Raw genomic sequence first — 13297 nt, forward strand, 5'->3', positions numbered from 1 at the left:
AAGCCATGTCCAAAGCCATGTCCACCGCGGCGATCGCGGCCATCGTCACCGGGCCGCGGCGCCAGTACGAGGACCGGTACAGGAACTGCCAGGTGTCCTCGATCCGGTGCGGATCCTTGCCGATCAGCAGCTGCGCGACGTGCTCCTTCAAATACGCGGCCACCGCGAGCTCGCGCCCGTTCAGGGTCGCGTCCCCGATCCCGGTCACCCCGTCCTCGGTGGTGATCCGCAGGGTCACGAAATTCCGGGAGGGGCTGGTCACGAAGACTTCAGCGGCAATGATTTTCACAACAGGTCCTTTTCTGGTCTAACGGGGGTGTCTTAGCCGGTGAATGGCAGGCGGCCCGGATGGGCGCCCGGGGTGGGCTCAGCGCTGCGTGGTTCCGCCCGGTGTGCTCCCGAGCAGTGCAAGTTCCGCGCGGCCCGGCAGGCCTTCCCAGTCCCCGGCGGTGCTGACGGCAAAGGCTCCCGCCAGGACGCCGCGCTCCAGGCGGCCGGCGACGTCGGTGCCGTCGAGCAGCGCCGAAAGGTAGCCGGCGGTAAAGGCGTCCCCGGCCCCCACGGTATCGATGCTGGTCACGGGGACGGCGGGTGCCTCCCAGCGCCCGTCGGCGGTGTGGACGCCGGCGCCGGCGGCGCCGCGTTTGACCACTACTTCCCGGACCCCGCGGTCCAGCAGTTGGGTGGCCATCGCCGTTTCGACGGCGTCCGCGTCGGCGTCGGCGTCGGCGTCGGCGTCGGCGTCGGCGTCGGCGTCCCATGTTCCAGCTTGGCCTGCCCCGGGAGCAGCAGCGACCAGCCCGAGTTCGTCGTCGGAGGCGATCACGATGCTGGCATACCCGGCGAGCGGCGTGAGCACAGCGCAGGCCTCCTCCCGGGTCCAGAGCTTGCTGCGGTAATTGACATCGAGGGAGACCTCCATGCCGTCGGCGGCAGCGCGCTCGGCCGCGTATTCCACGGCCTTCCGGGCGTCGGGACTGAGGGCGGCAGTGATGCCGGTCAGATGCAGGATCCGGGCACCGTCCGTCAAGGCACGGTCCAGGTCGTCCCGTCCGAGGGTGGACCCGGCGGAACCGGCGCGGTAGTAGAAGGCCCGGGTGACATCGGCTGTGCGTTGTTCGAGGAACATCACGCCGGTGTTCCGCGCGGCGTCAATCCGGTGCCGCAGCCCGATCCCCTCGGCGCGCAGCTGCCGCAGGATGTACTCGCCATGCGGGTCGGCGCCGACCACCCCGGCCCAGGTGACGCTGTGCCCGAGCCGGGCGACCCCGACGGCCACGTTCGATTCGGCCCCGGCCACGTGCATGCCCAGGCTGCCGCCGGCGGACAGCGGGCCGGTGGACCGCAGCGAGACCATGGACTCGCCAAAGGTCAGAAGGTCAACGGCCTGCGGGGAGGGAGCGTTGTGGGCGGCGGCCATCACCGCAGGCTCTCCGCGCGCGGGCGGCCGAATTCGGCGGCCAGGGCCACGAAACCGCGGGCCCGTTCCCGCATCGGGGCGAGGTCGCCGCCGGAGCCGGCGTCGCCGAACAGCGGTCCGCCGAGTCCCACGGCGATGGCGCCGGCTTCCCAGTAGCCCGCGGCCTCGCCCAGCCCGACGCCGCCGACGGCGATGAACGGGATTCCGGGGAAGGGATCGCGGAGCGCCTTGAGGTAGCCCGGTCCGCCGATCGAGGCGGGGAACAGCTTGACCGCGGTGGCGCCCCGGTTCATGGCTTCGTAGGCCTCACTGGGAGTCAGCGCACCGGCCAGCACCGGCAGTCCCAGCCGGGCCGATTCGGCGATCGACTCTGCCAGCGACGGCGTCACCATGAACTGGCCACCCGCCTCGGCGACCCGGTCAACGTCCTGGGCCGTCAGCACTGTTCCGGCGCCGACGAAGCAGTCCGCCGGGGCGGCCGCGCGGACCTCGCGGATCGCCTCGAGCGCCCCCGGTGTGGTGAGCGCAATTTCGACGTATCGGAAGCCCTCCTCCATCGCCGCGAGAGCTGCCTGGGCGGCGGCTGCCCCGTCCGTGCCGCGCACAATTGCCACCAGCCGGGTTTCCCGGATGCCGGCCAGCAGCAGTTCGGGCGCCAGGTTGTTCTCCATGTCAGGCTTCTCCTTAGTCGGGGCGTTCAGGGCAGTGTTACCGTTCCGGTGTTCACCGTTCCGGTGTTTACCGTTCCGGCGTTCACCACTCGGCGAAGGCACCGTCGGGGTGCCGCCAGACGGGACCGCGCCAGGCATGCCCGCGCTTGTCCGCGGCACGGACCACGGCTTCGTCGATTTCGATGCCCAGGCCGGGGCCGGTGAGCCGCTCGATGTGCCCGTCCACGAACTTCAGCGGGGACTTGTCCACCACGTAGTCCAGGACTTCGGCACCCTGGTTGTAGTGGATGCCGATGCTTTGCTCCTGGATCAGGAAGTTGGGTGTCGCGAAACCCACCTGCAGGCAGGCGGCCAGTGCCAGCGGGCCCAGCGGGCAGTGCGGGGCAAGCTGGACTTCGTAGATTTCGGCGAGCGAGGCGATCTTTCGGACCTCGGTGATGCCGCCGGCATGGGAGAGATCCGGCTGGGCCACGGCGATGCCGGCCTGCAGCGCGGGCAGGAATTCCTGCCGGCTGTAGAGCCGCTCGCCGGTGGAGACCGGCGTCGTCGTCGAAGAGGTGAACTCGCGCAGCAGGTGCGTGTTTTCCGGGACCACCGGTTCTTCGAGGAAGAAGGGCCGGTACGGTTCCAGCAGCGGCGCCACCCGGCGGGCGTTGGCCAGGCTGAAGCGGCCGTGGAAGTCCACGGCCACGTCGCGGTGGTCGCCGAGGACCTCGCGGGCCGCGGCCACCCGGCGGACGACGCCGTCGAGCTCGGCCACCGAGGCGATGGGGCTCATCCGGCCGCTGGCGTTCATCTTGACGGCCGTGAGCCCGACCGCCAGCTGCGCGCTGATCTGGTCGGCCACCTCGTTGGGCTCGTCCCCGCCCACCCAGCCGTACATCCGGATCCGGTCCCGGACGTGGCCGCCGAGGAGCTGGTGCACGGGCGTGTTGAAGTGCTTGCCCGCGATGTCCCAAAGGGCCTGGTCCAGGCCGGACACGGCGCTGGCCAGGATGGGCCCGCCGCGGTAGAAGGACCCCTTGGTCATCACCTGCCAGTGGTCCTCGATCCGCAGGGCATCGTTGCCGATGAGCAGCTCCGAGAGCTGGTCGACGGCGGTGCGCACGGTTTCGCTGCGGCCTTCGCAGCTCGCCTCGCCCCACCCGACGATCCCGCTGTCCGTCTCGATCCGGACGAAGAGCCAGCGCGGCGCGACGAGGAACGTTTCAATCCTGCTGATGAGTGTCATGTGCTGCCTAGCCCTTGGTCGCGCCGGCGGTGAGGCCGGAAACGATGTACTTCTGCGTGAAGAGCGCAATGATCATGATCGGGATGGTGACCACGGTGGCGGCCGCCATCAGTCCGCCCCAGTCGATGCTGGCGTAGGAGACGAAGTCGAAGATCGCGACCGGGAGGGTCTTGGTCTTGGAGCCGGAGAGCACCAGGGCGAACATGAAGTTGTTCCACGAGAAGATGAAGGACAGGATGCCGGCGGTGGCGATGCCGGAGACGGAGAGCGGCAAGGTGATGCGGCGGAAGGCGCCGATCGGGGTCAGGCCGTCCACCTGGGCCGATTCCTCCAGTTCCAGCGGCAGGGAATCAAAGTAGCTCATCATGATGTACACGATCAGCGGCAGCGAGACGAACATGTGGCTGAGGATCAGCACCTCGAACCCGCCCACCATTTTCAGGTTGGAGAAGACGTAGTACCAGGGCACCAGCAGCGAGACGCCGGGGATGACGCGGGCCATCAGGACCACGAGCGCCGAGCGGTGCATGGTGAAGCGGCTCATGGCGTAGGCGGCCGGCACGCCCAGGACCAGCGACAGCGCCGTGGAAACGAAGGCCACCCAGAAGCTGTTGAAGATGAAGACGAAGTAGTTGTTCCGCTGCAGCACGTTGGCGTAGTTCTCGCCCGTAGGGGTGAAGAAGAACGACTTGCCRGTGTCGTAGATGTCCACGTTGGTCTTGAACGAGGCCAGAAGCATCCAGAACAGCGGGGCCACCAGGAACAGCACCACGGCCACCAGCGCGGCTACGCGGAACACCTTGTACGCGCGGGTGCCCACGGGCTTCCGCCGGCGCGGCTCCGTCGTGGCCGGCACGGCGGGGGCGGTTTGGGGTTCGGTGTTTTCTTTCAGTACGGTCATTTGCTTACCGCTTTCTTGCGCATGGTCAGCAGCCACATGGAGCCGATGATGATCATGAAGAACAGGATCAGCACCGCGGAGGAGAGACCGTACTGGTTGTAGTCGAAGCTCAGCCCGTAGGCGTAGACGTTGAGCGTTTCCACTTCGTGGAAGGACCCGCCGCCCTTGCCCTTGGTGGCGTAGAGGATGTCGAAGGTCTTCAGGGCGTCGATGCCCCGGAGCAGGATGGCGACGATCACGGTCGGCATCATGAGGGGCAGGGTAATGAAGAAGAAGCGCTGGAAGGCGTTGGCGCCGTCCATCCGGGCCGCCTCGTCAGGCTCCTCGGAGAGGGAGGTCAGCCCTGCCAGCAGGATCAGGACCACCATGGGGGTCCACTGCCACACGTCCATGAAGATGGTGGTGCCGAGCGCCGTGTCCTGGCCGGAGAGCCAGGGCTGGGCGGGGATGCCGACCATGCCGAGCAGCTGGTTGACGAAGCCGATGTTGGGATCGAAGATCAGCCGCCACATCATGCCGACCGCCACGGGGGTGGCGACGAGCGGGAGCAGGATGGCCACGCGGACCCACTTTTCGCCGCGGAACGGGCGCCACAGCAGCAGCGCGATGCACATGCCGAGCACCACCTCGCAGACGAGGGCAACGCCGGTGAAGCTCAGCGTGCGGCCGACGGCGGGCCAGAAGCGCTCGACGTCGGACAGGACCGTGAGGTAGTTCTGGAGGCCGACAAACTCGGAGGCAGCCCGGACCGAGCCCTGCGAATCGGTCAGGCTCAGGTACAGGGTCCAGGCCAGGGGGAAGACGATCAGGACGCCGACGAAGATCATGGCGGGCGCGGCGAAGAGCCACTTGCGGTGCCGGTTGGCCCAGCCCGAGAAGTTCTCGCGTGCACTGGGTGTGCGGGCGGCCTTCCGGGATGGCGCGCTGCGGGGAGGGGTCAATACAGACATGGTTCACCTAAGGAGTTGGGGGTGAAGTGAAGAGCTGGCCGCGGCGGGACGGCAGCGGACTGCCGCCCCGCCGGGCTGGATGGTGCGTCAGGCGGGTAGCGGGTCAGGCGCGTGGCGCGCCGGCCGCACTACTTCTTTTCGCTGTCCAGGAACTTCTGGAAGGCATCGTGCGCCGTGTCGGCTGCGCCGGAAGCGTCAGAGCCGGTGATGGTCGCGACGATCGGGCCGCCCACGATTTCGCGGGCCTTGCCTACGGTGACAACCTCGGGACGGTCGTGCCCGACGCCGTTCTTGGCGCTGGCGGAGATGGCCTCGGCGAGGTCCTTCGGGTAGGTGGAGGTTCCGGCCTGGTCAGCCCAGACCGAGGCGCGCGGTCCGGGGACGCCGGCCTTCTGCGCTTCGAGGGTGCGTTCCTTGCTGGTGGCCCACTGGATGAACTTCCAGGCGTTGTCCTGGTTGCTTGATGCCTGGTTGATGGCAAGGCCCCAGGACGGGATGTTGTACGGCTTCGAACCTGCGGGGCCGGCGGGCAGCGCGGCGAACCCGACAGTGTCGGCGACCTTGGATTTGGCCGGGTCGGTGGCGTTCTTGTAGAGCGAGTCGGCCTCCGTGTAGAAGGCAGCCTTGCCCTGGGTGAAGATTGCCATCGCCTCGGGCCAGCTCATGTCGGTGCTGACGTTGGCGGGGCCGTAGTTCTTGATCAGGCCGCCGTAGAACGCATAGGCCTTCTTCGCGGCGTCGGAGTTGACGGCGGATTTGCCGCCGGCGTCGGTGAAGTCGCCGCCGAAGCTGTACAGGAAGCTGGAGAACTGGGTGACGGCGGCGGACTTGCCGGTGCGTGCCACGAAGCCGGCCGTGTCCGGAGAGGAAGCCTTGATGGCCTTGGCCGCGGCTTCGAGCTCGTCCATGGTCTTGGGAACCTCCAGGCCGGCGGCCTTCAGCAGGTCCTTGCGGTAGTAGAGGACTTCGCGCTCGGTGATGATCGGGACGCCGACCACCTTCCCGTCAGCGGTGGTGGCCTTGACCGGGCCCTCCTGGTAGTCCTTCCAGTCCCACGTGGCGTCCGAGGAGACCTTGGACGTCAGGTCCGCGAGGTAGCCGTTCTTCGCGAACGCCTTGCCTTCCTGGAGCGGGCGGTACATCATCACGTCGATCTCGTCGCTGCCGGCGTTGAGCTTGACGTTGTACTGGTCCGAGAGCTGCTCTTCGCCCAGTTGGGTCAGTTCGACCTTGAGTCCGCTGGACTTCTCGAATTCCGGAATGGCCGCCTTGATGCCTTCGGTCCAGACGTGGTTCGCGAGGGTGACCCGCACGGTGCCGGCGGTCTTGGCGTCGGTGCTGCCACTGGCGCCGCCGCAGGCAGTCAGCCCCAGGGACAGGACCGCGGCGACAGCCGCGTACTTCGCAATCGAACGTCGCTTCATTACGACTTCCTTTGGTTTTCAGGGCTGGGCGTCTCTGTCCAGCCGGCTGCAAATGCATCTTTACATCTGCTCTGGAAGCGATCTTAGGTAAATAAAGCAGACTTAAACAACCCCTTGCGCCACACCCGTATGATTTATTTATGAAAACTCCAAAGGCGGAGCCAACAGCAGACCTGCATTCGGTGCTGGTCCAGAACCTGGGGCTTGCCATCGCCGAAGGGACGCTGGCGCCGCACTCGATCCTGCGTCTGGACGAGCTTGAGGCCGAGCACAAGGTCTCCCGGTCCGTGGTGCGGGAAGCCACCCGCGTGCTGTCCTCCAAGGGAATGCTGGAGTCGCGGCGGCGGCTGGGGACGGTGGTGCAGCCGGAGGAATCGTGGAACGCGTACGATCCCCAAGTGATCCGCTGGCGGCTCGCATCCTCAAGGCGGCTGGAGCAATTGCAGGCCCTGAACGAGCTCCGCGGGGCAATCGAACCGCAGGCTGCCCGCCTTGCTGCCGAGAGGGCATCCTGGGATGCCGGGAGCGACCTCGTGTCCCTGGCCGCAAAGCTGTGGGCGTCCGGCCAGCGCGGGGACCGGGACGAGTTCCTCCGGCTCGACATCGACTTCCACGCGGCGGTGCTCCGGGCCTCCGGCAACGCCATGTTTTCCCAGCTGCACAACCTGGTCACCGAGGTGCTGACTGGGCGCACCGAGCACGGCCTCATGCCGCAGTTGCCACACCACGAGGCCCTGCAGCTGCATGTGGATGTGGCCAGCGCCATTCAGCGCGGCGAGGCGGACGCGGCGCACGCCGCCATGAGCAGGATCGTGGAGCAGTCCACCGAGGAAATGGGCGACATCTGGTCCAGCTATCACGCCGGCGGCCCCGCCTCCCCAGCCACCTAACGCGGGGTCACTTCCAGCCCATCACACCGTTCTTTAGCGGCCGCCCTCGAGCTTCCGGCTGCGCTGCTCCTGGGCCATGGGCCCGTACGGATAGACGCCGACGCGCGGCCGGCTGACCTCGGTCAGCCGCTCCGTCTCGCCCGGGGTGAGCCGGAGATCCGCCGCCGCGAGATTGTCCGCCAACTGTGCGGTGGTGCGGGCGCCCAGGATCACCGAGGTGACCGCCGGCCGGTCCGCCAGCCAGGCCAGCGCCACTTGGGACGCGCTCACGCCATGGCGCCCGGCGGTTTCCTCCACCTCGGCAATCACGTCCCAGGTGCGCTGATCGGCGTTGCGGGCCTCCCAGGCCTCCATCCCACGCTTCGGATTTTCGCCGAGACGGGTGGCCCCGGCGGGCGCCTGATCGCGCTTGTACTTGCCGGAGAGCCACCCGCCGCCGAGCGGCGACCAGGGCAGCAGCCCGATCCCTGCGTCCAGCGAGGCCGGCACAACTTCCGACTCGATCTCGCGGACCAGCAAGCTGTACTGCGGCTGCAGCGTCACCGGGGCACTCCAGCCGTGGGCCTTCGCCACATGCACGGCCTTGGTCAGCTGCCAGCCCAGGAAGTTGGAAAAGCCGTAGTAGGCGATCTTGCCGCTGGTGACGGCGTCGTGCAGGAACCGGAGGGTCTCCTCGAGGGGCGTCACCGGATCCCATGCGTGCAGCTGGTAGAGATCGATCTGCTCCACGCCCAGCCGGCGCAGCGAGTCATCCAGTGCCCGGACCAGATGCCGGCGGGAAGTCCCGACGTCGTTGGGGGCCTGGCCCATCGGGAAGCGGCCCTTTGTGGCCACGACCGCCCGGTCCCGGACATCCGGCCGGTCCGCCAGCCACCGGCCGATGATTTCCTCCGACGCCCCGGAGCTGTAGACGTCCGCCGTGTCGATGAAGTTGCCGCCCGCCGCGAAGTAGTCGTCCAGGATGGTGCGGGACTGCTCCTCGGTGGCCTCGGCGCCAAAGGTCATGGTGCCCAGCGCGTAGTTGGAGACGACGGCGCCGCTGTTGCCCAGGGTGCGGTATTGCATGGAACTCCTCGAGTTTGGGGTCAGTCTTCCGTGGGGGTGGTGCGCAGCGAGTGGTACGTCCGCCAGGTGTGCTCGGGCGCGTAGCCCAGCAGCCGCTTGGCCTTGTCGATCGAAAGCATGGTCTCGTGCTCGCCCAGGTCCTTGACCACCTTGACGCTGGGGAACACCTCGGCCGCGAGGCTGGCGCTGGAGCGGCTCATCACGGTGTCCTCGTTCGCGATGATGAACGCCTCGAAACCGGGTTTGCCGCGCTCCAGGGCGCGGGCAACGGCCTGCGCACCGTCCCGGCCGTCAATGTAGCCCCAGAGATTCCACTTGCGCAGCCCCGCGTCGTGGTCGAAGGAGGGGAACTCCTCATAGTCCTCCGGGTCCATCACGTTGGAGAACCGCAGGCCGGTGATGCTCAGGTCCGGGTCCCAGCGGGTCAGCTGGATGGCCATCTGCTCCTCAAGGTGTTTGACCAGCGAGTACGTGCTTTCCGGCCGGGCCGGGTAGTCCTCGTCCACCGGGATGTAGGGAGGGTCGACGTCGAACGGCAGCCCCAGCACGGTCTCACTGGACGCGTAGACGATTTTCTTGATCCCGGCCCGGCGGGCGGCCTGGAACACGTTGTACGTGGACTGCATGTTGTTCTCGAATGTGGCGGCATCAGGGGCATGGCCCGGTGCAGGAATCGCGGCCAGATGCACCACCGCGTCAAAGCCGGCGTGGCGGTCCTCCAGGCCAAGGAACACATCCACCACCTGGCCGTAGTTGCGCAGGTCCACCTCCGTGAACCCGCGGCTGCGCGCGCCCGTCCGGTCCAGGTTGGTCACCTCGTGCCCGTCATCGCTCAGCCGCCGAACGACGCTTCGGCCCAGCTTTCCGCTTCCTCCGGTAACAGCAACTCTCATCAGGAACTCCTCGGGTGGCAGGCTCGGCTGACCGTCATGGTCAGGCTCATGGTCCGGCATCCGGTCCGGTGCCGACAGTCACCGTTCCACCCTAAGGTGAGCCGGGCGCGGTGCCCAGCCCCGCTCCGTCCCCGCGTGACTTTCGACCCTAGGCAGGCCCGGGAGCACAGGGAAGGCTGGGGACCATGAACGGTGATCAGCGCATTGTCGTGGGCGTGGACGGTTCCGAATTTTCGACGACGGCGCTCCGCCTCGCCGGACGCATGTCCACGAGTCTCAACGTCCCGATTGAGGTCATTACGTGCCTGGGGACGTCCGATTTCTTCCTTGCATCCCACCTGCCGGAGGACAGGACACCCACCCTTGAGCAGCTGGAGGAGACCGCCAAAGATCTCGTGGACCAAGCCTTGGAGCGTGCCTTCGGCGACTCGCGTCCGGAAGGCCTCACCCGCTCGGTCAAGTTCGGGGCTCCGGCCAAGGTCCTTATCGAGGAAAGCCAGAACGCCCAGTTGCTCGTGGTGGGCAGGCGCGGGAAGGGCGGATTCCTCCATCAGGTCATGGGCTCGGTGAGCGGGGCCTGCGCGGCCCATGCCCATTGTCCGGTGATGGTGGTCGGCCAGGGAGCGGACGACCGTCCGGACCACCGGACCAGCGGATGAGGTCCCTCGCGTGAGCGGCCCGCACGTTCCCGGCCGGATGCGCGGACCGCTCGCGGCGCTCGCGGCGGCCGGGGCCGGCGCCACTTACGTCTTGGCTGTCCGGCCGCGGCTCCTGCTCTGGGGATCCACCACCCAGGAGGCCGCCGGGCCGCTCGCCGGGGACGAGATCGTGCCCGCCCCGCGCATGCAAAGCACCCGTGCGGTCACTATTGCGGCCCCGGTCACAGACGTCTGGCCTTGGCTCGTCCAGTTGGGCGCCGGGCGTGGCGGTTTTTACTCCTACGACTGGCTCGAAAAAACCACGGGTCTGGGCATCCGGAGTGCAGACAGGATTGTCCCGGAACTGCAGCGCCTGGAAGTCGGCGACATCGTCCCCTTGTCCCCCGACGGCGGCCTGCCGGTCAGGCGTCTCGAGTCCGGGGCTGTGCTGGCGCTGGGCGGATCCATCGACTTGCGCACGGGCAAGATGTCGCCCGCCGGCGTCCGTCCTACCGGGCGCCGGCTCGACATCGGCTGGACGTTCGTGTTGCGGCCTGCGGGCCCCCAGGCCACCAGGCTCCTGTCCCGCACCCGGTACGACTACTCGCCCCTGGCCGAGGGGCTGGCCCTGCGCGCATTGCTGGAACCGGTGCAGTTCCTGATGGAGCGGCGGATGCTCCTGGGCATCCGTGACAGAGCTGAGGGCCGCAAGGCGCACGGCGCCTGACTGTTCAGACGCCCGTGGCCCGCGCGCTGGCACCGTCCGGCGGCAGCATGTAGTCGACAAACCAGTCCCGTGCAAGGATGGCCGCGGCCGCGAGCGTGCCAGGTTCTTCAAACAAGTGCGTCGCCCCCTGCACGACAGCGAGCTGGCTGGGGCAGCGCATCATCGCCTTCGCCCGGCGGTTGAGCTCCAGGACCTCGTGGTCCAAGCTGCCCACAATCAGGAGCGTGGGCGCTGTCACGGCAGACAGCCGCGGGCCGGCGAGATCGGGGCGGCCCCCGCGGGAGACGACAGCCGCGATTCGCGCCGACGGCTCCGACGCCGCCCACAACGCGGCCCCGGCGCCCGTGCTCGCCCCGAAGTAACCCACAGCGCAAGAGGCCGTGTCTGCCCGGGTGGAAAGCCAGTCCGTTGCTGAGGACAGCCTGCGGGCCAGAAGTTCGATGTCAAAGACGTTGGCGCGGCTGCGCTCCTCCGCGGTGGTCAGCAGGTCCAGCAGCAGCGTACCGAGTCCAGCCTGCTGCAGCAGACCGGCCACATAGCGGTTCCGGGGGCTGTGGCGGCTGCTGCCGCTGCCATGGGCGAACAGCACCACGGCCCGGGCCGGGACCGGAAGATGGAGCTGTGCCTGGATCCGCACCGCCCGGGACGGGATCTCTACTTCCTCGTCGACGTCGGCGGCCCTGTCGGCGCGGGCCGCCGCCGAGGCCCAGAAGGGCGGCGGCGAGGTCTCGACGCGTTTGGCCGCAAGATCGAGCAGTCGCAGCACCTCGTCGTCGTCCGTCGGGGAGAAGTCCCGGTAGTGGTAACCGACGGCGGTGAACTGGCGCGGCGTCGCCAGGCAGACCACTTCGTCCGGTTCTGTCAGGTTGGCGAGGGTCTCCGCGGGGGCAACCGGAACCGCCAGGATCACGCGTGCCGCGCCCTGTTTCCGGGCGACCCGGCAGGCCACCCGGGCAGTGGAGCCGGTGGCGATCCCGTCGTCGACGATCACCGCGATGCGTCCGGTCAGGTCGTGCCGGGTCCGGCCCTTCCGGAACAGGACGAGCCGGTTTTCCAAGGCGGCGCGCTCGTGCTCCTCAACGGCCTGCAGTTCGTCACTGCTGACCCGTGAATGGGCCAGGACCTGCTCGTCCAGGACCTTGGCACCGCCTTCACCGATCGCCCCCATGGCGAGCTCGGGCTGGTAGGGAAGCCCGAGCTTCCGCACCACAATCACGTCCAGGGGAGCGTCCAGGGCGGCGGCGACTTCGAAGGCTACAGGCACGCCGCCGCGCGGCAGGCCCAGGACCACGATGTCCTGGCCACGCAGTTCCGCCAGACGACGGCCGAGCTGCCTGCCGGCGTCGACCCTGTCTTCAAAAATGCTCATGGGATATGGCTTTCAAGTCGAAACGTGGGCCATCGGCCATCAGTCGTGTGCTGCTGAAACTGGTGCGCTCCTGCGGGTTCCCCAAACCCGAAATGGACCCGGTGGCCGCTGCCTCCAACTATCCGCCCGCGGCCGAAGCCCTGTGAGGGCCTTTATGCCCGATTTTGGGCCTGCGTGCCGGAGCTGCCGCGGCTGACGGGCAGCGGTTCGGATGTATATACTCTCTCGGTACGGTTTTGCAGCGAGCCGTTGGATTGTTCTTCGATCCGGCCGCTGCCGTATCCGCCATTTGCCGCGGTGGGAGCGCCGCCGGGTCGTCTTGACCTGAGTGAAACGGCACAACAGACAAGTGGTCAGCGAGTCAACCGCAAATTCAATAAACCAGCAGCTGCAGGAACTGGTGCTCCGCAGCTCCGACGTCGAGGACTTCCTCTGCGAGCTCGCTAGGGTGTCCGCGCGCAGCCTGTCCGAGCCCGGGGACGAGATCCTGTGCGGCATCACCCTTCTGCGGCAAAGGAAGGCGGCCACCGTCGCCAGCAGCAGCCCCGCCGCGCAGGCCATGGACGAAATCCAGTACACCTTCGGGGACGGCCCTTGCATGACGGCTTCCCGGGAACAGGAAACCGTCCACGTTGAGGACCTTGATCTCGATGGTCGCTGGCCGCAGTACGCCGCGATGGTGCGCGGACATGGCTTCCGGTCCATTCTGGCGCTGCCGTTCCTGCTCGAAGGCGAAACCCAGGCCGCCTTGAACCTGTATTCGCACCGTCCGGGCCGGTTCGATGACCGTGCCACGGAACTGGCCCGTGACTTCGTCCACCAGACATCCATGGCCCTGCGGCTCGCGGTCCGGTTCGCGCACAGCAGCGAGACGGCCGCCGACCTCAAGGCCAGCCTGGAAACGCGGACCGCTATCGACGTTGCCGTCGGCATCATCATGGCGCAGAACCGTTGCAGCCAGGATGAAGCGTTCGAGCTCCTGAAGTCGGCGTCCAGCGCCCGGAACATCAAGCTCCACGTCGTCGCGGCCGGGGTGGTCGAGGCACTCGGCCAGGGTCCCACCCGGACCCACTTCGAGGTCTAACCCGGACCAGGACCAACCTGTGCGGTCAGACCCG

13 protein-coding genes and 1 pseudogene are annotated in these 13297 nt (G+C 67.8%); 4 read left to right on the forward strand and 10 right to left on the reverse strand.

The annotated features are described in order from the left end of the window. The 7 genes and pseudogenes from AC1DR1_RS15500 to AC1DR1_RS15530 all read right to left on the reverse strand — a co-directional run. A pseudogene (locus tag AC1DR1_RS15500) lies at window positions 1-289 on the reverse strand (bifunctional D-altronate/D-mannonate dehydratase); the annotation flags it as partial. A 78-nt stretch (window positions 290-367) separates the two neighbouring features. Beyond that, a complete protein-coding gene (locus AC1DR1_RS15505) occupies window positions 368-1420 on the reverse strand; it encodes a sugar kinase (RefSeq protein ID WP_476992856.1) in 1053 nt (350 codons plus the stop codon). Further along, window positions 1420-2091 (reverse strand): bifunctional 4-hydroxy-2-oxoglutarate aldolase/2-dehydro-3-deoxy-phosphogluconate aldolase, encoded by a 672-nt coding sequence (locus tag AC1DR1_RS15510; protein ID WP_476992857.1) that lies wholly within the window; start codon window positions 2089-2091, stop codon window positions 1420-1422. Before AC1DR1_RS15510 ends, AC1DR1_RS15505 begins: the two co-directional genes overlap by 1 nt. 82 nt (window positions 2092-2173) lie before the next feature. Further along, window positions 2174-3322, reverse strand: coding sequence for a galactonate dehydratase (dgoD, locus tag AC1DR1_RS15515; RefSeq protein ID WP_090583896.1), 1149 nt, complete (start codon window positions 3320-3322; stop codon window positions 2174-2176). Window positions 3323-3329: 7 nt separating this feature from the next. Then, a complete protein-coding gene (locus AC1DR1_RS15520) occupies window positions 3330-4223 on the reverse strand; it encodes a carbohydrate ABC transporter permease (protein WP_229994674.1) in 894 nt (297 codons plus the stop codon). Continuing rightward, entirely contained in the window at window positions 4220-5173 is a 954-nt protein-coding gene (locus tag AC1DR1_RS15525) for a carbohydrate ABC transporter permease (RefSeq protein WP_229994675.1), read from the reverse strand. The genes AC1DR1_RS15520 and AC1DR1_RS15525 overlap by 4 nt, the downstream gene beginning before the upstream one ends. 128 nt (window positions 5174-5301) lie before the next feature. Continuing rightward, window positions 5302-6597, reverse strand: a complete 1296-nt coding sequence (locus AC1DR1_RS15530) for an ABC transporter substrate-binding protein (RefSeq protein WP_476992858.1) — start codon at window positions 6595-6597, stop codon at window positions 5302-5304. A gap of 140 nt (window positions 6598-6737) precedes the next feature. On the opposite strand from AC1DR1_RS15530, the gene AC1DR1_RS15535 reads away from it, so the two are divergent. Further along, complete coding sequence (locus AC1DR1_RS15535) at window positions 6738-7487, forward strand: FadR/GntR family transcriptional regulator (RefSeq protein WP_229994677.1); 750 nt, start codon at window positions 6738-6740, stop codon at window positions 7485-7487. 33 nt (window positions 7488-7520) lie between these two features. Here the strand turns inward: AC1DR1_RS15535 and AC1DR1_RS15540 are convergent, their stop codons facing one another. Both AC1DR1_RS15540 and AC1DR1_RS15545 read right to left on the reverse strand, forming a co-directional pair. Continuing rightward, a complete protein-coding gene (locus tag AC1DR1_RS15540; protein WP_364744055.1) occupies window positions 7521-8552 on the reverse strand; it encodes an aldo/keto reductase in 1032 nt (343 codons plus the stop codon). A gap of 20 nt (window positions 8553-8572) precedes the next feature. Then, window positions 8573-9445, reverse strand: coding sequence for an NAD-dependent epimerase/dehydratase family protein (locus tag AC1DR1_RS15545; protein WP_364744058.1), 873 nt, complete (start codon window positions 9443-9445; stop codon window positions 8573-8575). A gap of 185 nt (window positions 9446-9630) precedes the next feature. Between AC1DR1_RS15545 and AC1DR1_RS15550 the strand changes: the two genes are divergently transcribed. Both AC1DR1_RS15550 and AC1DR1_RS15555 read left to right on the forward strand, forming a co-directional pair. Then, window positions 9631-10104: a universal stress protein gene (locus AC1DR1_RS15550; RefSeq protein ID WP_229994680.1), complete on the forward strand. Its 474-nt coding sequence runs from the start codon at window positions 9631-9633 to the stop codon at window positions 10102-10104. 10 nt (window positions 10105-10114) lie between these two features. Next, complete coding sequence (locus AC1DR1_RS15555; protein WP_476967284.1) at window positions 10115-10810, forward strand: SRPBCC family protein; 696 nt, start codon at window positions 10115-10117, stop codon at window positions 10808-10810. 4 nt (window positions 10811-10814) lie between these two features. On the opposite strand, the gene AC1DR1_RS15560 is transcribed toward AC1DR1_RS15555, so the two are convergent. Next, complete coding sequence (locus AC1DR1_RS15560) at window positions 10815-12179, reverse strand: phosphoribosyltransferase (RefSeq protein ID WP_229994682.1); 1365 nt, start codon at window positions 12177-12179, stop codon at window positions 10815-10817. Window positions 12180-12528: 349 nt separating this feature from the next. Between AC1DR1_RS15560 and AC1DR1_RS15565 the strand changes: the two genes are divergently transcribed. Then, entirely contained in the window at window positions 12529-13263 is a 735-nt protein-coding gene (locus AC1DR1_RS15565) for a GAF and ANTAR domain-containing protein (protein ID WP_364744064.1), read from the forward strand. Window positions 13264-13297: the final 34 nt, after the last annotated feature.

Source organism: Arthrobacter sp. P4_F10 (genome assembly GCF_056401435.1).